This window comes from Catellatospora vulcania (assembly GCF_009720385.1).
Classification (GTDB): Bacteria; Actinomycetota; Actinomycetes; order Mycobacteriales; family Micromonosporaceae; genus Catellatospora; species Catellatospora vulcania.
In genome coordinates this window covers 634962-655267 of sequence record NZ_WARX01000001.1, presented here as the reverse complement: position 1 = coordinate 655267, position 20306 = coordinate 634962, and the positions used below count along the sequence as shown (strand labels likewise).

Here is a 20306-nt window from a genome sequence, read left to right as displayed (position 1 = left end):
GCGCCGCGGGTACGTGCGGATGCTGTGAAGACATCGTGCAGCCAGGCGCGATCCGGCCGCCGGGTTGGTGCAATGGACAGGTGACCGCCAACCCCTACCGGGCGCCCCTGCTGCCGACCCGACCGCTCGCCGCCGTCGCCGAGTTCGAAAGCCGGAACCACCCCACCGCACCGCCCGCCGAAGACCGCCGCCCGCGACGGGTACGGCGGGTGCGCTCCGGCATCGGGACCGCGCTGGCCGGGCATGGCCTGGCCGTCGCGCTGCCGCTGCTCCCGGCAACCCTGGCCGACGAACCGGGCACGGTGTACGTCGTCAGCGGCATCGCCGCGCAATTGCTGCTCGCCGCCGTGGTCGTCGCGCTGGGCATCGCCCGTACCGTACGCCGCGACGGGTCAAACGGTGTCGGACTGGTCATCGGCTGGGTGGCGGGTGTGCCGATCGCCGCGGTGGGCGGCATCGCCCTCCTGATCGCGCTGACCGCCTGAGCGCTTTGCGGGCCCGCCGCCCCGTCGGCGGGTTCACGGCTCCAGCGCCTGGGCGAGGTGGCCGCCGGTTCGCTTCGTGCTCCCAGTACGCGGCCCAGACCAGGGTGTGCGTCGCGGCCAGCCGCAGCAGCAGCGGGCCGTGCGCACGGCACACCCGCACCAGCTCGCCGGGGAACAGCTCGTACTCGGTGTAGCCGGGCGGGCAGGCAGCCGTGCCGTGCGGGTTGAGCACGCCGTCGACGTCGATGAGCGCCAGGGGCTTCACAGCATCCTGCGCATGACGATCCGGGGGCCGAGATCGTCCAAGCCGATCGCCGCCTCGTGGTGGCGGATCGCGCGCAGGCCGGGGCTGAGATCGGTGACCGGAGTGAAGCCCCGACCCGCATAGAACGGGCCGTTCCAGGCGATGTCGGCGAACGTGGTCAGTGTGACGGCCCGGTAGCCCGACCGCGCCGCCCAGTCGCAGGCTGCTGCCAGCAGCGCGGTGCCGACACCCCGGCCGCCGTGATCGGGATGGACCGACAGCTGCTCCAGATGCGCCTGCCCGTCGACGCGGCCCAGCCGGGCGAACCCCACCGGCGGATCCCCGACGACGAGCACGCACTCCGCGGCGGCCAGCTCCTCGACACTGCCCGGCGGCGGCAGCGGACCCATGCCGGTGCCGTCGAACACCCGGTCTGCGGCCAGCTCCACCGCCACCAGCAGCGGCAACTCAGCTACCACCGCCGCCCGAACCTGATGACCGCCCATCTGCGCCCCCCGACCGCACCGCGCCGAAACCCGACCCTATGGCACCACCCCGGCAGCGTCTCCCGGTTATCCGGCGGCAGCCTCGCCTCCCGTACGCCGACGGTGATGATCGCTGTTTCGTGCACAGAAGTGAGGTGCCACCACACTTTTCGACACGAAACAGCGATCATCACCGTCCCGCACCATGCGGTAGCCCAGCGGGACCGCTGGTCAGGCCGACAGCAGACCGGTCGGCGAGCCGCCGGCCGCACCGGCGATGCCGTCGCCGATGTGGCCTGACAGCAGGCAGGCGGCGGCGTGCGGGCCGTGCAGCGGCAGCACCGGCAGCGTCTCGCCGACGCACCGGTCGGCGATGCCGGCCCGCTGCGCGAGACCACTGGCCAGCGCCGGGCAGCGCGGGTGGAAGCGGCAGCCGGCCGGGATCCGCGACGGGTCCGGCGACTCGCCGGACAGGATCACGGGGGTACGGCCGGTGGCCTCCGGCAGCACCGACACCAGCGCCGCGGTGTACGGGTGCTTCGGAGCGGCGAGCACCTGCTCGGTCCGGCCGACCTCGACGATGCGGCCGAGGTACATCACCGCGAGCCGGTCGGCGATGTTCCAGGCCAGCCCGAGGTCGTGCGTGACGACCAGCACGGACAGGCCAAGCTCGTCGCGCAGCGACAGCAGCAGCGCGAGGATCTCGCCGCGCACCGAGGCGTCCAGGGAGGCCACCGGCTCGTCGGCGATGATCAGCTCGGGTTCCAGCACCAGCGCACCCGCGATGACGACGCGCTGGCGCTGGCCGCCGGACAGCTCGTGCGGATACCGCTGGAAGAAGCGCTCGGCCGGCCGCAGCCCGGCCTGCGACAGCGCCTTGGCGACCAGCTCCCGCTCGTTGCCGGGCACTTTGTGGATACGCAGCCCTTCGGCCACGGCCTCGTACACGGTGCGGCGCGGGTTGAGCGCGCCGGTCGGGTCCTGCAGCACCAGCTGGACCTTGCGCCGCAGCGCCTTGAGACCGCGGCTGCTGTAGTCCAGCGGCCTGCCGTGGTGCAGCACCTGGCCCTCGTTCGGCCGCTGCAGGCCCAGCAGGGTGCGGGCCAGCGTCGTCTTGCCGCTGCCCGACTCCCCGGCCAGCGCGACGATCTGCCCCCGGTCGACGGACAGCTCGACCCCGTCGACCGCACGCACCGGCGGCACGCCCTTGCCGCGCCCGCCGAACCCGACGTGCAGGTTCCGCGCCTCCAGCACCGGATGCAGCGAGACACTCATGCCTGCTCCTCGCTTCGCTCGCCAAGCTCGCTCATGCCGGGACCCCCACGTGCACACAGGCGGCGCTGCGCTCGGTGTCGACCGTGCGCAGCCGGATGTCGTACTCGACGCACTCCGCCACGGCGACCGGGCAGCGGGGCGCGAAGGCGCAGCCGCCGCCCAGCTCGCGCGGGTCCGGCGGGTCGCCGGGCAGGCCGCGCGGGGCGCGGCGGGACGCCATGTCGCCGATCACCGGGAACGCCGCGGCCAGCGCCTGGGCGTACGGGTGGGCGGCGTCGGCGAACAGCCGGTGCCCCGGCCCCTGCTCGACGATCCGGCCCGCGTACATCACGGCGACGCGGTCACAGGTCGACGCGAGGACCGACAGGTCGTGGCTGATCAGGATCAGGCCGACGCCCCGCTCCTGGACCAGTTGCTTGAGCAGCGTCAGCACCTGGGCCTGCACCATCACGTCGAGCGCGGTGGTCGGCTCGTCCGCGATGATCAGCTGTGGTGAGCAGGCCAGCGCCATCGCGATCATGACGCGCTGCTTCTGCCCGCCGGACAGCTCGTGCGGGTAGGACTCGGCCCGCCACGCCGGCACGCCCACCTGCTCCAGCAGCTCGCCGACCTGCTTGCGGGCGGTGGCCGCGGACGACTTCGGGGCGTGCAGCACGATCGCCTCGGCGATCTGGCGGCCGATGCTGCGCACCGGGTTGAGCGCGTGCATCGCCCCCTGGAACACGATCGACGCCTCGTTCCAGCGCACCGCACGCAGCCGTCCCCAGCTCATCTTCAGCACGTCGCTGCCGTTGAGCAGGATCTCGCCGGACACCTCGGCGTTGCCGGGCAGCAGCCGCAGCAGCGCGCCCGCCAGCGTCGACTTGCCGCAGCCGGACTCCCCGGCCAGCCCGAGCGTCTCCCCCGCCGCGAGCGTGAGGTCCACCCCGCGCACGGCAGGAAGCGGCACGCCCCGGTCCCGGTAGGACACCCGCAGGTCTCTGATCTGCAGCAGGCCGGTGCCGCCCGCGGTCCGCGGGCGCGGAACCCGTGCCGCACCGGGGCCGTCGACCGTTCCCGCTTGCGGGTCTCGCTGCTCGCCGTTCATGACCTGCCCTCCAGCCGCGGGTCGAGGATGCGTTCCAGCGCCCGGCCGCACATGTTGAAGGCGCGGACCACCAGCACCACGGCGACGCCGGGGCCGAGCACCCACCACCAGGCGCCGCGATCGATCGCGCCGAGGGCGTACGCCTCGTCGAGCACCCGTCCCCAGGAGACCCGCAGCGGGTCGCCCAGGCCGAGGAACGACAGCGTGGTCTCGGCGATGATGGCGATGGACACGGTCAGCGTGGTGTTGGCCAGCACCAGCGGCATGACGTTGGGCAGCACGTGCCGGGTCATCTGGTGCCAGTGCCCGCCGCCGAGCGCCTTGGCCCGTTCCAGGTAGGGGCGGGCCTCGATGGCCATCGTCTGCGCCCGGACCAGCCGCGCCGTGCCCGACCACGACGTCACGCCGATCACGATGATCACCGCGATCAGTTTGGGCACGTCCGCGGGGAACACCGTCGCCAGCACGATGGCCAGCGGCAGGTACGGGATGACCAGGAACCACTCGGTGAATCTGTTCAGCGCGCCGCCGAACAGGCCGCTGAAGTGCCCGGACGTGATGCCGATCAGGGTGCCCAGCAGCATCGAGATGACCGTGGCGGCCAGGCCGACCAGCAGGGTCACCTGGCTGCCGTGGATGACCATGGTCAGCACCGAGCGGCCCGCGTGGTCGGTGCCGAGCGGGTACTCCCACGACGGCGCGGCCGCGAGCGGGCCGTCGGCCTTGGTGACCTCCAGCCCGGCGGGGTCGGCCAGCAGCGACGCGAAGATCGCCACCAGGCCGAACAGGGTCAGCACGATCAGGCCGGACATACCCTCCCGGTCGCGCAGGAAGGCCCGCCACGCGCTCGCCCGCCGGCGCGGGGCGGCCGCCGCGAGCGCGCTCATGCGGCACGCACCCGGGGGTCGAGCACCGGCATCAGCAGGTCGGCGACGAGGTTCATGATGATCACTCCTGCCGAGAAGACCAGGAACAGGCCCTGCAGCAGCGGGATGTCCGGACCGCGCAGCGCGTCGTAGGTGAGCCGGCCCAGGCCCGGCCAGGAGAACACCGTCTCCACCGTGATCGCGCCCGCCACCACGAAGCCCATACTCAGGAAGAACAGCGTCATCGACGGCAGCAGCGCGTTGGGCATCGCGTGGCGGCGCATGACCAGGTCGTCGCGCAGCCCCTTGGCCCGCGCGGTGGTGAGGTAGTCGGCCCGCCGCTCGTCCAGAATCGACGACCGCATGATCAGCGAGTACTCGGCGACGTAGACGACGGCGAGCACGGTCACCGGCAGCACCATGTGCCAGAGCACGTCCAGCCAGGCGGGCAGGGTCGAGCGGGGGTCGTTCATGCCCCGGGTCGGGAAGATGCCGTACCGGTTGAGGAAGACCAGCAGCACCAGGCCGAGCAGCCACTCGGGCATCGAGTAGAAGGTGACCGCGGCGTTCGAGCTGAGCTTGTCGAAGCGGCTGCCCCGCCGCCAGCCGGCCCGCGCGCCCAGCCACACCCCGAGCACCGCGGCGATGACCAGCGCCGTGCCGGACAGCAGCACGGTCGGCCAGAGCCGGTCCATGATCACGTCAGTGACCTTGGCGTGCTGGCTGAACGAGACGCCGAGGTCGCCGCTGAGCACGCTCTTGACGTACTTGCCGAAGGCGACCGTCCAGTGGTCGTTGAGGCCGAGCCGTTCGCGGAGTTCGCGCAGCGCCTCCGGGTCGGCGTTGCGCCCGCGCGGGGCGAACACCTTGGCCGGGTCGCCCGGCAGCACCCGGAACAGGAAGAAGTTGACCACCACGACGAAGGCCAGCATCAGCAGCGCCGCGCCGCACTTGCGCAGCACGAACAGCGGGGAGGGGAGCCGGGAGGGCCGGCGCGTCACCGCGCCGGCCCCGCTGGACGGGCCGGTCATTCCCGGTCGTCCGCGCTCTTGCGCCGGACCAGCACCAGCACCACTCCGGCCACGACCACCAGCAGCACCACGCCGCCGACGACGTAGAGCACGACGCCCGAGCCGGAGCCTTCGTCGGCCGCCTTCTCGGCGACCGGAGCGATGTTGCGGTAGCTGTGCGTGCCGTACTGGAAGGCGAGGATGCCGCCGTTGGACGGCTGCGGCACGAAGCCGGTGAACCGGTCCGACCGGTACGCCTCGGTCTGGTTGTAGTAGTAGGTCAGCGAGTAGGCGACGTCGTCGTACAGGATCTGCTGCGCCTGCTTGACGACCTCGGCGCGGGCCTTGGCGTCGATCATCGCCTGCTGCTGGGCGTACAGCTTGTCGAACGCCTCGTTGCAGTAGAAGCTGTCCGACCAGCCCGCGGCGATCTCGCCGTCCTCTTCGTACGACCGCTGGTCGCAGGTCATCACGGAGAGCTGGAAGTCGGGGTCGGGCTCGACGACCCAGCCCCACTCGAACAGGTCGAACTCGCCCTTGCCGAGCACCGCGGTCAGGTTGTCCTCACTCATGATCGACACGACCGCGTCGATGCCGATCTCCTTGAGCCAGGAGCGCACGTACTCGGTGCTCTGCTTGGAGTACTCGGAGCTGTCCCGGCCGAACAGGCGGAACTTCAGCGCCTTGCCGTCCTTGGCCCGGATGCCGTCGGCCCCCTTGGCGTAGCCCGCCGCGTCCAGGATCGAGTTCGCCTTGGCCAGGTCGAACGCGCGCTCGGCCGAGCCCGGGTTCCAGTGCATGTCGGCGTAGATCGGCGGGATGACCCCGGTGGCGGTGGTGCCGTGGCCGCTGAGCACCTTCGACACCAGCGTCTTGCGGTCGATGGCGTGGTCGATGGCGAGCCGGACCTGCTTGTCCTTGAGCGCCGGGTGGCCGTCGCCGATCGCCTTGCCGTCGGTGGTCTCGGCGCCGAGGTTGTAGCCGATCTCGTTGAAGCCGTAGTACTTGGCGTCGTTGACGGTGATGCCAGGGGTGTTCACCAGCGTGTCGGCGATGGCCGCGGGCAGGTCCTGGGCCATGTCGATCTCGCCCTGCTTCAGCGCCTGGGACAGCGCCGAGTCGTCGGCGAACACCGTGAAGATCAGCTCATCGATCTTCGGTGCGCCGGCGAAGTGCTGCTTGTTGGCCGTGAACCGGTAGAACTGCCCCTTCTTCGCCTCCGCCAGCTCGAACGGGCCGGAGCCGACCACGTTCTTGTCGTTGGCGAACGTGGCGGCGTCCTTGTCGCTGATCTTCGACCAGATGTGCTCCGGGAGGATCGGCACGGCGAGCCGCAGCATGATCGGGCTGGGGTTCTCGGTCACCATCACGACGGTGTGGTCGTCGGTGGCGCTGATCTTCGTGATGCCGTCGACGTAGCTGCTGTACTGGCCGTTGGCCGTCTCGTCGTCCTTGGCCCGCTGGAACGTGTAGACCACGTCCTTGGCGGTCAGGTCGACGCCGTCGGACCACTTCACGCCCTTGCGGATGTGGAACGTCCAGGTCTTGCCGTCCGCCGAGGTCTCCCACTTCTCGGCCAGCCACGCCTGCGGGGAGAAGTCGCCGGCGCTGGAGGTGGTGAGGTAGTCGTACATCAGCTGGTAGGTCTCGAACGCGCTGGCGACGACACCCACGTACGGGTTGAGCGAGTCGATGTCCTGCTTCACGCCGATGACGAAGCTGGTCTTGCTGCGTTCCGCGGAGGAGCCCGGGGTGGGCGTCCCGTCGGCGGCGGCAGGCGAGGCAAGGGCGCCGAGTGCGGCCAGCGCGGCCGCGGCCGCCAGCGCCACCCCGGTGCGCAACCGGCGCACTGACTGATTGGTCAACCAGGACGTTGGAGCAGGAGGGGTGCTGCTCATCGGTTCTCTCCTTGGTGCCCGGGGGCGTGGCGGGTAGGGTGCCCGTTCATGCCGCACGATCTCGACAACATCGACGTCCCGCCGGTCGCCCCGAGCGAGCCCTGCGAGCGCGAGCTGCACGGACGCCGGTGGACCGACGATTACGGGTGGATGCGCGACCACTCCGACCCGCGGTTTCTCGCCTACCTGCGCGCTGAGCGCGAGTACTACGATGCCGCCGCGAACCGGCTGGAGGGCCTCCAGACCGAGGTCTTTCACGAGGTGGAGCGACGCCTCCTTCCGACTGATAGCTCAGTCAGTTGGAGACATGGTTCACGTTTCTACTACACCCGAACCGTTGCGGGAAGTGAGTACGAGCAGTTCTTACAAGCTGGTCATGACGGCGACTCCGACCGGGTGCTGCTCGACGGGGCCCGGCTGGCGGGTCCCGACGGGTTCGCCGAGATCGGGTTGCGGGAGCTGAGCCCCGACAACACGCTCCTGGCGTACTCAGTGGATACCACCGGCGACGAGGTCTATCGATTGAAGTTCCTCCAGTTGGCGACGTTGACTGACCTTTCGGAGGAGCTGCCGCGTACGTACTACACCGGCGCGTGGAGCGCGGACTCGGGCACGTTCTTCTACACCGTGCACGACGAGCTGTTCCGCCCCCACCAGGTCTGGCGGCACGTCCTCGGCACCCCGCCCGAGGCGGACGTGCTGGTCTTGCAGGAGGACGACGCCCGGTTCGAGCTCACCGTGCAGGCCACCCGGGACCTGCGGTGGATCATGATCGAGGCGCGCAGCCGGGACACCGCCGAGTGGCGGCTCATCCCCGCCGACGCCCCGGAGGCCGCGCCGCGGCTCGTCGCGCCGCGGCGCAAGGGCGTCGACTACCGCGTCGACCACGCCGACGGGCGGCTGGTCATCGTCACCGACGACGGCGCGCCCGAGTTCCGGGTGATGTCCGCGCCGGTGCAGACCCCCGGCCCGGAGCACTGGACCGAACTGCTCGCGCCCCGTGCGGGCGAGCGGGTCACCGCCTGCCACGCGCTGCGCCGGCACTGGCTGGTCGAGCTGCGCCGCGACGGCTTCCCGCTGCTGCGTGCCGTGGACCGGGCGACCGGGGCCGTGGTCGAGATCGACGCGGAGATCGATGCCGGACACGTCCGGCTGGCCACCCCGGTGGAGTACGGCGACACCACCGTCACGGTCGTCGTCGAATCCCTGGTCGAACCGCCGTCCTGGCACTCCGTCGACCTGTGCACCGGCGAACGTGAGCTGCGCAAACACCGCGAGCTGCCAGGCTACGACGCCGCGGCGTACCGGACCGCGCGGCGGCACGCCACCGCCCCGGACGGCACCGCCGTGCCGGTGACGCTGGCCTGGCGCGCGGACACCCCGCTCGACGGCACCGCCCCCGCCCTGCTCTACGGCTACGGCGCCTACGAGTCCGTGCTGGACCCGGAGTTCGACCCGGTGCTGCCCAGCCTGCTGGACCGCGGCGTGGTGTACGCGCTGACCCACCCGCGCGGCGGCGGCGAGAACGGCCGCCGGTGGTGGCACGACGGCCACCTCGCGGCGAAGGCCAACACCTTCACCGACCACCTGGCCGTGGCCGACTGGCTGGCCGACGGCATCGCCGACGGGTCCCGGCTGGCCACCCGGGGTCTGTCGGCCGGTGGCCTGCTGCAGGGCGCGGTCTACACGCAACGCCCCGGGCGCTGGGCCGCGGTCGTCGCGGAGGTGCCGTTCGTGGACGTGATCACGACGATGCTGGACCCGGACATCCCGCTGACCGTCAACGAGTGGGACGAGTGGGGCGACCCGCGAAAGCCCGACGAGTTCGACTGGATGTGGGCGTACTCCCCGTACAACCACCTGCCGCAGGGCCCGCGCCCGGCGCTGCTGGCCACCGGCGCGCTGCACGACCCACGGGTGATGGTCCACGAGCCCGCCAAGTGGGTGGCCCGCCTGCGCGCCACCGCCGGCCCCGCCGACGGCCCCCTCTACCTGCGCACCGAACTCGGCTCCGGCGCCCACACCGGCCCCGCCGGCCGCTACGCCCACGCCCACTACGAAGCCGAGATCATCGCCTTCCTCCTGTCCCACCTCCGCCCCGCCACCCCCTGACCCACCCGCCCCCGCCGCAACTCTTAAAGACTTGCGCCCTCGGATCACTCCTGAGGCCGCAAGTCTTTAAGAGTTGCGCAAGGTGGTGGGCGGGCGCGGGCGCGGGCGGAGGGCGGGTCAGGCGAGGACGGCGAGTTGGTCGGCGTGGATTTCGCCGGACAGGGGGCGGCCGGCGAGGAGGTGTTCGACCTCTGTCACCGCGTACGCGCCCAGGCGGCGGGCCTCGGTGCCCTGGACCCCGGCGAGGTGCGGGGTGATCCAGACGTTGGGCAGGGCGAACAGCGGGTGCCCGGCGGGCAGCGGCTCGGGGCTGGTGACGTCGAGCAGGGCGTCGATGCGGCCCTCGGCGCAGGCGCGGGTGAGCGCCTCGGTGTCGATGAGCGCCCCGCGCGCCGTGTTGATGACGATGGCCCCGTCGGGCAGCATGGCCAGCCGCCGCTCGTCGATCATGTGCACGGTCTCGGGCAGCTCCGGCGCGTGCAGGGTCAGCACGTCGCTGCGCCGGCACAGCTCGTCGAGCCCGACCGGCTCCGCGCCCAGCGCGGCGGCGTCCAGCGGGTCCAGGTACGGGTCGCTGACCAGGACCCGGAATCCGGCCGCGCGCAGCCGCACGATGACGCGGCGGCCGATGCGGGACGCGCCGACCACCCCGACGACGCGGCCGTCGTTGCCCGCGCGCTCGTTGACGGCGAACGTCGGCTGGCGGCCCTCGGCGTACCGGCGGGCGAAGGCGAAGGCGCGCTTGCCCGCCAGCAGCAGCACGGCGAGGGTGAAGTCCACGACCGGCTCGGCGTTGGCGTCGGCGGCCGAGGAGACCGCGATGCCGCGGGCGAAGACCTCGGGGCCGACGTGCAGCTTCACCGAGCCCGCGGCGTGCACGACCGCGCGCAGGCGCGGCATCGCGTCGAGCACGTGGGCGTCGAGCGGGGGGCAGCCCCAGCCGGTCAGCAGGATCTCCACCTCGGACAGCACCCCGGCGGCGAGCGCGAAGTCGCCGACCGGATCGGGCGTGAGCAGCCGCAGCGAGCCGTCGAGCCGGGTCAGCAGATCACCGGGGAACACCGCGCCTGCCGCCGGCGGCGACATCACGATGAGCCCGGCAGGGCGGTCCGGCTGGCTCACGGCTTCTCCCCAACGATCTTTAGTAAACGGTTGCTGTACGGATTCAGGACCGTAGCCGCATCCGTTTACGAGGTCAACACTGGGTATCCGCGTGTTCTACAACGAGATGGAAACGGTGACTTGACGGCGTCGTAGAAAACGGTTTACTTTCGGTCTCCGCCAGGGACGGTGATCTGAACCACTGCCCCGGCATCACACTCGGGCCCCAGGGCCGGGGCTCTGAACTGCGAAAACCTCCGCTACGATCCATTCCCCCCGCAAAGGAGCGGTCATGAAGACCCGATCGATGAAGGCAGCCGCGACGCTCGCCGGAGCCATGGTTGCCATGGCTCTGGTCGCGACCGGCTGCAGCAAGGGCGCCGACACCCCCGCCGACAAGCCCACCGTCACCGAGATCACCTTCTGGTCCTGGCTGCGCGCCTCGCAGGAGGTCACGGACGCGTTCAACAAGACCCACACCGACGTGCAGGTCAAGTTCGAGCAGATCCCGGGCGGCGCCGAGGGTTACGGAAAGCTCACCAACGCGGTCAAGGCGGGCAACGCGCCGGACGTGGCCACGGTCGAGTACGCGATGCTCCCGGACATGCTGGCGCAGGGGAACCTGCAGGACATCTCAGGCGACATCACCGACCTGGTGAAGTCGAAGTACCCGGCCCCGATCCAGGAGCTGGTGACGCTGGGGGGCAAGACCTGGACCGTGCCGCTGGACGCGGGCGCGATGGTCATGTTCTACCGCAAGGACCTCTTCGAGCAGCACAAGATCGCCGTGCCGAAGACCTGGGACGAGTTCCAGGCCGCGGCCGAGGCGGTGAAGAAGGCCGACGCGAAGTCGCGCATCACCGACTGGAACCAGACCGACTCGGCGAACTTCGTGTCGCTGAACTGGCAGGCCGGCGCGAAGTGGTTCGGCATCCAGGGCGACTCCTGGAAGGTCACCCTGGACTCCCCCGAGTCGCAGAAGGTCGCCGGCTACTGGCAGGGCCTGATCACCAAGGACCTGGTCACCAACGTCCCGGCTGAGGAAGTGCAGAAGCGCAAGGCCGCCGGCCAGGTCTGGACCCAGCTCGGCGGCGCGTGGGCCGCGGGCGGCCTCAAGGCGGGCCTGCCCGACCAGTCCGGCAAGTGGGCCTCGGCCCCGCTGCCCTCGTGGGACGCGAACCCGGCCTCGGCGATGGTCGGCGGTTCCTCCTTCGGCGTGAGCAAGACCAGCAAGAAGAAGGAAGCCGCGCTGAAGTTCATCACCTGGATGACCACCACCCCGGAGGGTATCCAGGCCCGCCTGGCCAGCGGCGCCAGCTCGACGCTGCCCGCCATCCCGGAGCTGGCCGACGTGGCGGCCAAGAACTTCGACACCAAGTTCTTCGGCGGCCAGGACATCTACGCCGTGGCCAAGGCGGCCCTGCCGACCATCAAGACCGGCTGGGTGTGGGGTCCGGGCATGCGCGGCGTGTTCGACGGCATCGGCGAGCAGTTCAAGCTCGTGCAGACGGGCAAGCAGCAGCTCCCGGCCGTGTACGCCCCGGTGCAGACCAAGACGATCGAGGACCTGAAGGGCCGCGGCATCAACGCGTCCTGACGACCGCAGGGGCGGGCGGCGCTGTCATCGGGCAGCGGCGCCCGCCCCGCTCTCGCTGCTGAAAGGAGGTGCGCTCATGCCCCCCACCCGCTCCGGCCTGGCCCGCCGCCAGTACGGCGTCGCCGCGCTCTTCACCGCCCCGTTCTTCCTGCTGTTCTTCGCCTTCACCCTCGCACCCATCGGGTACGGCGGCTGGCTGAGCCTGCACCGCGAGCAGACGTCGGGCCTCGGCCTCGGCGGGGAGCCCGAGCAGGTCTTCGTCGGCCTCGACAACTTCACCAAGGCGCTGACCGACCCCCGCTTCCTCGGCAGCTTCGTCACGGTCGGCCTCTACTGCCTGGTCTACATCCCGATCATGATCGGCATCGCGCTGCTGCTGGCCCTGCTGCTGGATTCGGCGTACGCCCGCGCCAAGCGCTTCTTCCAGCTCGCGCTCTACCTGCCCAACATCGTGCCCGGCCTGATCGCCGCGATGATCTGGACGTACCTCTACACCCCCGGCCTGTCCCCGATCATCGACGCGCTGGAGCAGGTCGGCGTCCCGTTCAATCTCGGCTCGGACGCCGGGGCGATCGGCGCGGTGGCGAACCTGACCACCTGGATGCACACCGGCTACAACGTGATCATCTTCTTCGCCGCGCTGCAGGCCGTGCCGCGTGAGGTCATCGAGGCTTCCACTGTCGACGGCGCCGGGCAGATCCGCATCGCGTGGTCGGTCAAGGCCCCGATGATCCGCGGCGCGGTGGTGCTGGCCGTGCTGTTCACCGTCATCGGCGCGATGCAGCTGTTCACCGAGCCGTTCATCGTGCGCGACGCCGCCACCACGATCGACCAGGCGTGGACCCCGAGCCTGTACATCTACCAGCTCACCAAGGCGTACGACATGGGCGGCGCGGCCGCGGCCTCGCTGATCCTGACCGTGGTGCTGGCCGTGGCGTCGTTCCTGGTCACCCGATTCTCGAAGAAGGGCGCGAAGCTGTGAGCCCCTCGCAGACCCTGACCCGGCCCGACGCTGCGGTCACGTCCGGCCGGGCGGCCGGGCCCGCCGAGCGGCGGAGCACCCGGTCGGCCCCGCCGCTGCTGTCCAAGGGCGTCGTCAACGGCGTGCTGCTGGCCGCCATGCTGTGGACCGTCCTGCCGCTGACCTGGCTGGTCATCGCCGCGACGAAGGGCTACGCGGACCTCTACTCCACCGGCGGGTTCGAGTTCGCCCGCGTACGGCTGTGGGAGAACCTGGTCGAGCTGTTCACCTTCGGCGACGGGCTGTTCCTGCGCTGGCTGCTCAACAGCTTCCTCTACGCCGGGGTCGGCGCGCTGGCCAGCTCGATGATCTCGATCATGGCCGGATACGCGTTCGACAAGTTCCGCTTCCCCGGCAAGGAGCGCTGGTTCGGGTTGGTGCTGCTGGGTGTGCTGGTGCCCGCCGCGGTCACCACGGTGCCGCTGTACCTGATGGCCTCGGACCTGGGCCTGACGAACAGCTTCTGGGGTGTGTTCCTGCCCGGTCTGGCCAGCCCGTTCGGGGTGTACCTGGGCCGGGTGTTCAGCCAGGCGTACGTGCCTGACGAGCTGCTGGAGGCCACCCGGGTCGACGGTGCGGGCGAGCTGCGCACCTTCTGGCAGATCGCGTTCCCGCTGCTGCGCCCGGCCTTCGCGACGCTGTTCCTGTTCGGTTTCACCGCCGGCTGGAACGCGTTCTTCATGCCGCTGCTGATGCTGTCCGACCACCACCTGTACCCGGTGGGCCTGGGCCTGTTCATGTGGCGCCAGCAGATCAACGCCGACCAGGACCTGTTCTACCCGCTGCTGATGACCGGCTCGCTGGTGGCGATCCTGCCGCTGATCGTCGCCTTCTTCAGCCTCCAGCGGTACTGGAAGGCCGGCCTGACCGCCGGCGCGGTGAAGTAACCTCCCCCACCGGCCACCGGGCCGACCGCTGGCCGTTGGCCGCTGGCCGTTGGCCGCCATGATCGCCGTTTCGTGTCAGAACCTCAGGTCCGACCGCAGGTTCTGACACGAAACGGCGATCATGCATCCGAAACCGGCCCGCACCCGTGTGCCGCCCGGCGAGTGGCCCCGGGGCGCGGCCGTCCGGAACGGCTCGCCGCCCGCCTGCTCACGGCTTCGAAACGATGGGAAGGGCACCTTCTACAACGCATAGCGTTAAGAAGGTGCCCTTCCCATCGGCTCGGTCAGATGAGGGGGCGGACGGAGTCGCGCATGGCGATGTGGGTGCCGAGCATGACGTGCTGGCGGGTGGAGCCTTCGCCGCGCTGGAGGGCCAGTTTGACGGCGGTGCGGCCTAGTTCCTCGTGCGGGAGGTGGACGCTGGTCAAGGCCGGGGTGAGTTCGGGGGCGAAGGGGGTGTCGTCGTAGCCGATGACGGAGACGTCGTCGGGGACGGACTTGCCCGCGGCGCGCAGCGCGCGCATCGCCCCGGCGGCGACGAAGTCGTTGGCGGCGAAGATGGCGGTGAACTCGACGCCCTCGGCCAGCAGGCGCTGGACCTGGCGGAAACCGGCGTCCTGGCTCATGTCGCCGTGGGTGATCAGCGCCGGGTCGACGGTCACCCGGAACGCCTCCAGGGCGCGGCGGTAGCCGTCGAGGCGGGCGTCGAAGGTGGTGTTGCCGATCGGGCCGCCGAGCATCGCGATCCGGCGGTGGCCGGAGGAGAGCAGGTGGCTGGTGGCCGAGAAGGCGCCGCCGGCGTTGTCGTACTCGACGGTGATGGCCGGGAAGTCGGGGCCGAGTGAGGGGCGGCCGCACAGCACCAGGCGGCTGCCCGCGTCCTCCAGGCCTTTGGCGTAGCGGTACATGCGTTCGCGGTAGTCGTCGGTCATGTTCACGCCGCCGACCAGGATGACCGCGTCGGCGTGCTGCTCACGCATCAGCTTGACGATCTCCAGCTCGCGGTCCGGGTCGCCGTGCGTGGTGCAGACCAGGCACAGCCGGTCGGACTCGGTGGCCTGGTACTCCACCCCCGAGGCGATGAACGCGAAGAACGGGGTGACCACGTCGTACATGACCAGGGCCACGACGTTGGAGGTGGAGCCGGACAGCGCCCGCGCGTGGGCGTTGACGACGTAGTCCAGCTCCCGCACGGCGCGCTGGACCTTGGTGCGGGTGGCGTTGGCGACGGGGTAGTCCCCCGAGAGCACCCGCGACACGGTCGCCACCGACACCCCGGCCATCGCCGCGACGTCGCGAATGGTGGGCCGCTTGTTCATAGGAACCCCAGAAGGATGAGGAAAGCAGGGGAAACGATCTTAGAAAGCGTTTACCCTACTCGTCCTCATCGCTTCTGTCCACGCCGGTCGCCACGAAGATCATTCAGCGCGGAGGATTCCTTCAGCCGGTGACGACCTGCAGGAACGCGGGCCGGGTCGCGTTGCTGCGACTGTTCAGCACCGTCGCCCGGCCGACCGCGGACTGCCACAGCCCGATGGTCGCGGACTTGTCCCCCGCGTATTCGACCTGGACGAACGAGGTGACGTCGAGCGGGATCCAGTCGGCGACCTGGCACAGCGGCGCGGTGGACAGTGCTGCGCCGAGTGCGGGTGCGGTGTTCCAGGTGAGGCCGGTTTCGGTCCAGGTGTCGGCGGTGACGGCGTACGCGCTGATGGTGGTGTGGGTGCCGACGGAGTCGGCGGTGTTGCCGCTGACCCAGAGCACCGCCCGTTTCGGGGCGGCGGCCAGCGTGGTGAGGTCGAACTTGAGGTACGCCTTGCGGGCGTAGCCGACGCCGTCGTTCTTCACTTCGAGGGTGGTGCCGTTGTAGTTGGTGGTGGCGTAGCTGCCGTCGCGGGTGTGCGCGTCGGCGGTGGGGGCCAGGGTCAGGTGCTGGCCGCCGGTGACGGTGCTGCCGGTGCCGAAGGTGATGGTCCGGGAGCTGCCGAGCGCGCCGCCGACCTCGGCGACCAGCTTGATCGGGTTGAGGCCGGTGACGGTGATGCGGCCGTCGCCGGTGGCGGTGCTGTAGCCGCTGCGGGCGATCGTGACGGTGATCGTGGTGGCGGCCCGGGTCGGGTCGGCGACGGTGATTTTGAGCTGGCCGCCGGATTCGCGCATGAGCACCGAGCAGGGTGCGCTGACCGTGATCGGGCCCGCGGTGCCCGCGGCGAAGAAGTTCGCGGCCGTAACGCCCGTGGCGGTGTCGGTGATCGCCTGCACAGATGCCGTGTTGGCGAGCACGGTCACCGTGGGCGAGGCGGCGCGGGCGGCCGTCGTGGTGGTGTCCGCGCCGGGCAGCAGGTGGTAGCTGTACGAGCCGGTGGTCGGGTTGACACCGTGGTCGATGTACAGGGTGAGGTATCTGCGGGTCAGGACCTCGGTGGTGCCGCCGGTGTTGATCTGCGACCAGCTGCCGGAGCGGGCTTCGCGCAGCGCTTTGACGGTCGCGCCGCCGGGGAACACGATCCCGGCGAAGGAGTTGTGGGCCCAGTTGACGCCGGTGAAGGTGGCCGAGCCGAGGGACGCGAGCTGTGCGGCGCCGTTGACGGTCAGCGGCTGGTTGCCGGTGCCGCCGCCCAGGTTGCGGTTGTCGACGATGGTCTCGACGGCGACGCCGTCGGTGCTGGTGATGCCCGCGCCGAGGCAGACGATGCCGTCGTCGAGGCAGAACCAGGACTTCTTGGCCTGCAGCGTGGACTCCAGGCCGCGGGTGTCCTGGCCGAGTGCGGCGAAGGTCCCGTCGGTAGCGCCGCCGACCCAGCTCGTGCCGGGATCGGGTGCGCCCCACGTGCCGCCCGCCCCGTCGGCGAGGGCCTTCTTCGACACCGTGGTGCCGGGTAGTCGGTAGGGGTCGACGGTCGGCCAGAAGGCGTCGGAGTACTGCCCGTTGCCCCAGGTCGCACCCCAGTACGACAACATGCCGTTGTTGGTGTGCCAGCCCTTGAGGTGCTCGCCGTTGCCGGTCTCGTAGTAGGTGGTGCGCTTGGAGCACATGGCGATGGACGCGGCCCAGCCCGGACGGCGGTGCACGGCCTGGTCCTGGGCGGCGAGCAGGCGGTGGTCGACCGGCTCGGCGACGGCGGTGACCGACGCGCTGTCGCGGATCGTCAGGCACGCGGCCAGGGTGGGCACGCTCAGGTTCTGGTCGTCGGCGAGGTTGCCCCAGTACTCGCGCTGGATCCAGCCCTTGACCATGCCCCGCCACAGCGCCGCCTCGGCCGGTGACGCGGCGTCGGCCATCCGCACGAAACTGGCGACGATGCCGTGGCCGCGCACGTGGTCGTCGCCCTGGATGCCGAGCGGGTCCCCCAGGGACAGGCCGCGGCTGACGCCCCGGCCGCTGACGCAGTCCATGATCAGCCCGTTGTAGACGAACGGGGCCCAGGACCGGGTCATCGCATCGAACGCGATCTGCCGGTTGGGGTCGCTGACCGCCCAGGTCGAACCGGCCAGCAGCCCGAACAGGCCGGCCAGCCCGGACAGCAGCACGGCTCCGTAGGTCCCCTGGTAGGGCACCACACCGTGCTGGATGAAGGAGCCGTCCTCGTAGTAGCCGTCGCCGGTGCGCACGTAGGTGAAGATCGGGGACAGGCCGTCCCGCCCGGCGATGATCTTCGCGGCGTTCTTGCCGACGATGCCGCGCCGCACCACCACGATGCACACGTCGGAGCGGTTCGCACCGGTGCTCGCCCCACCGTTGAGCAGCGGGGACACCGACGGGGTGAAGGTGTCGACAGCGGCCAGCCAGTTGGTCACCTGGGTGGCGGTCAGGTGGTCGTAGACCAGCGCCATGATGTCGAGCAGCGTCTGCGGGGCGCCGATGTTCCAGTCCCACCAGTTGCCGAACCAGCTGGTCGAGGGCTTGAAAATCTTGGTGTGCAGGTAGTCGAGGCCGGTGATGACCTCACCGAGCAGGGTCGCGTTCCCGGTGAGGCCGGTGCCGGGCTGAGCCCAGGCCAGCGCCATGCCGCGCAGCCGCGAGTAGCTGCCGGTGATCGACGACGAGACGTCGAGCGGCAGGTCCGGCCACAGCGCGGTGCCACCGGGGGTCATCGTGGCCCGGCGTTGCGCCGCGACCTCGCCGATGGCGGCCAGGCGGGAGGCGTAGGGCTCCACCGCGGGGTTGTAGCCGGTGCCGGTGATGCTGCTGCGGTAGCGCAGCCGGAGCGTGTCGAACTCGTCGGCGGCGTACGCCGGGCCGGCCGGGAGCAGGGGCAGGGTCAGCGCGCCCAGCGCGGAGGCGCTGCCTGCCTGCAGGAGGTGACGGCGGGACAGGTGCATGGTCCATCCTCTTTACGTCAGTGCTACAGCGGACTTACGTAACCGTTTCCCCCACCAATGACGCAGAACATAGGGCATGTGCTCTGCACCACACAAGAGAAATCGGAAAACGTTCTCCCCATTGCGGAGCCCACCGCCCGCTGACCATTGCCTGACACCGGCGACACGTCCGTTGTTGATCTTGACTACTGTTAAGAAGCTGTACTACGGTCGCAGGGTTGTTCCTGAAATCGTTTTCTGCGTTGCCACCTGGAGGAGCCGCCGTGCTGATCCCGCAACCCCTCTCGTACGCACCGGCCCCGGGACAGCGGACGCTCGGCCCGCAGACCACGGTCCACGCCCCGGCCGAGATCGCCGAACTGCTCCGCGAACTGCTCGGCCCCGCCACCGGCCTGCCCCTGGCCGACGGCGACGGCGCCGCCGAGCTGGTCTTCGTCCTCGACGGCACGACCGGGCTCGGCGACGAGGGCTACCGGCTCACCGTCGACGACACGGGCGTGCGCGCCGTCGCGGGCACCCTGACCGGGCTGCGCTGGGCGGTGCAGTCACTGCGGCAGCTGCTGCCCCCGCAGGCGTACGCGGCCGCGCCCGTCACCGGGACCGCGTGGACCCTGCCGTACGCGCAGATCGAGGACCGGCCCCGGTACCCGTGGCGCGGCGTGATGGTCGACGTCGGCCGGTGGTACCAGCCGGTGTCCTGGCTGCGTACTGTGATCGACCTGCTCGCGCTGCACCGCATGAACACGCTGCACCTGCACCTGACCGAGGACCAGGGCTGGCGGTTCGAGGTGAAGCGCCACCCGCGGCTGACCGAGGTAGGCGCGTGGCGGCAGGAGTCGCCGATCGGCCACGAGAACATCAAGCAGGCCGACCGCACCCCGCACGGCGGCTACTACACCCAGGACGAGCTGCGCGAGCTGGTCGCGTACGCGGCCCGGCGCGGGGTGACCGTGGTGCCCGAGATCGACCTGCCGGGGCACACCACGGCCGCCATCGCCGCCTACCCGGAGCTGGGCAACAACCCGGGCACGCAGCTGGCCACGGGCACCCGCTGGGGCATCTACGACACGGTGCTCAACTGCGACGACGACACCGTGCGGTTCATGAAGGACGTGCTGGACGAGCTGGTCGACGTGTTCCCGTCGACGCTGATCCACCTCGGCGGCGACGAGGTGCCGCCCGCGGAGTGGTCGGCCAACCCGGGCGCGCAGGCGCGCATGAAGGAACTCGGCCTGACCGACCCGGAGCACCTGCTCGGCTGGTGGATCTCCGAGCTGGCCGCCCACCTGCGCGGGCACGGCCGCCGCGTGGTGGTCTGGGACGAGCTGGTCGGCCGGGGCGCGCCCGCCGAAGCCGTGATCATGGCGTGGCGCAACCAGGACCATGTCACCGCGGCACTCCAGGCCGGGCACGACGTCGTCGCCTCCCCGTGTGAGCACGTCTACCTCGACTACTGCGAGTCCGACGCGCCCGGCGAGCCGCTGAGCATCGGCGGGCTGCTGCCGCTGGACAAGGTGTACGCCTACCAGCCCGAACCCGACGAGCCGCCGGCCCGCGACAACCGGGTCCTCGGCGTGCAGGGCAACCTGTGGGGCGAGTACCTGCCCACGGTCGGCCGGGCCGGGTACAACCTGCTGCCGCGGATGTCGGCGGTGGCCGAGGCGGGCTGGGGCACCCGTACCGAGCTGGGCGACTTCCGGCAACGGCTGGACGTGATGCTGGCACGCTTCGACGCGCTCGGGGTCGCGTACCGCCGGCCGGAGCCTCATCCGGCAGCCGAGTAGAGACGGCTCCACACGCGCCTGAACGGGACGCACGCCTTGGTCACGTGCGTCCCGGGCCTACCTCGCGCCTCGGATCGCGACGTAATGTGCTGAGCATCGTGGCCGGAGCACCGGCTGCGGCCCGGTGGGAG

General features: G+C 70.8%; 15 protein-coding genes. 6 read left to right on the top strand and 9 right to left on the bottom strand.

The features are described 5' to 3' along the window. The first annotated feature begins 80 nt into the window (after window positions 1-80). On the top strand, window positions 81-485 hold the full coding sequence (locus F6W97_RS22155) for a hypothetical protein (RefSeq protein WP_155372332.1): 405 nt from the start codon (window positions 81-83) through the stop codon (window positions 483-485). Between the two features lie 261 nt (window positions 486-746). Here F6W97_RS22155 and F6W97_RS22150 read toward each other — a convergent pair whose 3' ends face one another. The 6 genes from F6W97_RS22150 to F6W97_RS22125 all read right to left on the bottom strand — a co-directional run bounded on the left by F6W97_RS22150 (window position 747) and on the right by F6W97_RS22125 (window position 7350). Further along, window positions 747-1208, bottom strand: coding sequence for a GNAT family N-acetyltransferase (locus F6W97_RS22150; protein ID WP_230686872.1), 462 nt, complete (start codon window positions 1206-1208; stop codon window positions 747-749). Between the two features lie 237 nt (window positions 1209-1445). Continuing rightward, window positions 1446-2489 (bottom strand): ABC transporter ATP-binding protein, encoded by a 1044-nt coding sequence (locus tag F6W97_RS22145; RefSeq protein ID WP_155372330.1) that lies wholly within the window; start codon window positions 2487-2489, stop codon window positions 1446-1448. A gap of 31 nt (window positions 2490-2520) precedes the next feature. Further along, on the bottom strand, window positions 2521-3576 hold the full coding sequence (locus tag F6W97_RS22140; protein WP_155372329.1) for an ABC transporter ATP-binding protein: 1056 nt from the start codon (window positions 3574-3576) through the stop codon (window positions 2521-2523). Beyond that, the gene (locus F6W97_RS22135) at window positions 3573-4463 is read right to left on the bottom strand and encodes an ABC transporter permease (protein WP_155372328.1); all 891 of its coding nucleotides are present in this window, start codon (window positions 4461-4463) and stop codon (window positions 3573-3575) included. The genes F6W97_RS22140 and F6W97_RS22135 overlap by 4 nt, the downstream gene beginning before the upstream one ends. Further along, window positions 4460-5473: an ABC transporter permease gene (locus F6W97_RS22130; protein WP_155372327.1), complete on the bottom strand. Its 1014-nt coding sequence runs from the start codon at window positions 5471-5473 to the stop codon at window positions 4460-4462. The genes F6W97_RS22135 and F6W97_RS22130 overlap by 4 nt, the downstream gene beginning before the upstream one ends. Continuing rightward, the gene (locus tag F6W97_RS22125) at window positions 5470-7350 is read right to left on the bottom strand and encodes an ABC transporter substrate-binding protein (RefSeq protein ID WP_155372326.1); all 1881 of its coding nucleotides are present in this window, start codon (window positions 7348-7350) and stop codon (window positions 5470-5472) included. Before F6W97_RS22125 ends, F6W97_RS22130 begins: the two co-directional genes overlap by 4 nt. A gap of 48 nt (window positions 7351-7398) precedes the next feature. Between F6W97_RS22125 and F6W97_RS22120 the strand changes: the two genes are divergently transcribed. After that, the gene (locus F6W97_RS22120; RefSeq protein ID WP_155372325.1) at window positions 7399-9462 is read left to right on the top strand and encodes a S9 family peptidase; all 2064 of its coding nucleotides are present in this window, start codon (window positions 7399-7401) and stop codon (window positions 9460-9462) included. Between the two features lie 117 nt (window positions 9463-9579). On the opposite strand, the gene F6W97_RS22115 is transcribed toward F6W97_RS22120, so the two are convergent. Beyond that, window positions 9580-10584 (bottom strand): hydroxyacid dehydrogenase, encoded by a 1005-nt coding sequence (locus tag F6W97_RS22115; RefSeq protein WP_230686871.1) that lies wholly within the window; start codon window positions 10582-10584, stop codon window positions 9580-9582. Window positions 10585-10855: 271 nt separating this feature from the next. Here F6W97_RS22115 and F6W97_RS22110 point away from each other — a divergent pair, with 271 nt between their 5' ends. The 3 genes from F6W97_RS22110 (at window position 10856) to F6W97_RS22100 (ending at window position 14068) form a co-directional block, all read left to right on the top strand. Continuing rightward, window positions 10856-12160 (top strand): ABC transporter substrate-binding protein, encoded by a 1305-nt coding sequence (locus F6W97_RS22110; RefSeq protein ID WP_155372324.1) that lies wholly within the window; start codon window positions 10856-10858, stop codon window positions 12158-12160. A 76-nt stretch (window positions 12161-12236) separates the two neighbouring features. Next, complete coding sequence (locus F6W97_RS22105; protein WP_155372323.1) at window positions 12237-13142, top strand: carbohydrate ABC transporter permease; 906 nt, start codon at window positions 12237-12239, stop codon at window positions 13140-13142. Then, complete coding sequence (locus F6W97_RS22100; protein WP_230686870.1) at window positions 13139-14068, top strand: carbohydrate ABC transporter permease; 930 nt, start codon at window positions 13139-13141, stop codon at window positions 14066-14068. Before F6W97_RS22105 ends, F6W97_RS22100 begins: the two co-directional genes overlap by 4 nt. Window positions 14069-14352: 284 nt before the next feature. On the opposite strand, the gene F6W97_RS22095 is transcribed toward F6W97_RS22100, so the two are convergent. After that, a complete protein-coding gene (locus tag F6W97_RS22095) occupies window positions 14353-15387 on the bottom strand; it encodes a LacI family DNA-binding transcriptional regulator (protein WP_155372322.1) in 1035 nt (344 codons plus the stop codon). A gap of 121 nt (window positions 15388-15508) precedes the next feature. Continuing rightward, window positions 15509-18391, bottom strand: a complete 2883-nt coding sequence (locus F6W97_RS22090; RefSeq protein WP_196279262.1) for a polysaccharide lyase family 8 super-sandwich domain-containing protein — start codon at window positions 18389-18391, stop codon at window positions 15509-15511. A 263-nt stretch (window positions 18392-18654) separates the two neighbouring features. Between F6W97_RS22090 and F6W97_RS22085 the strand changes: the two genes are divergently transcribed. Then, on the top strand, window positions 18655-20175 hold the full coding sequence (locus F6W97_RS22085) for a beta-N-acetylhexosaminidase (RefSeq protein ID WP_155372321.1): 1521 nt from the start codon (window positions 18655-18657) through the stop codon (window positions 20173-20175). Window positions 20176-20306 lie beyond the last annotated feature (131 nt).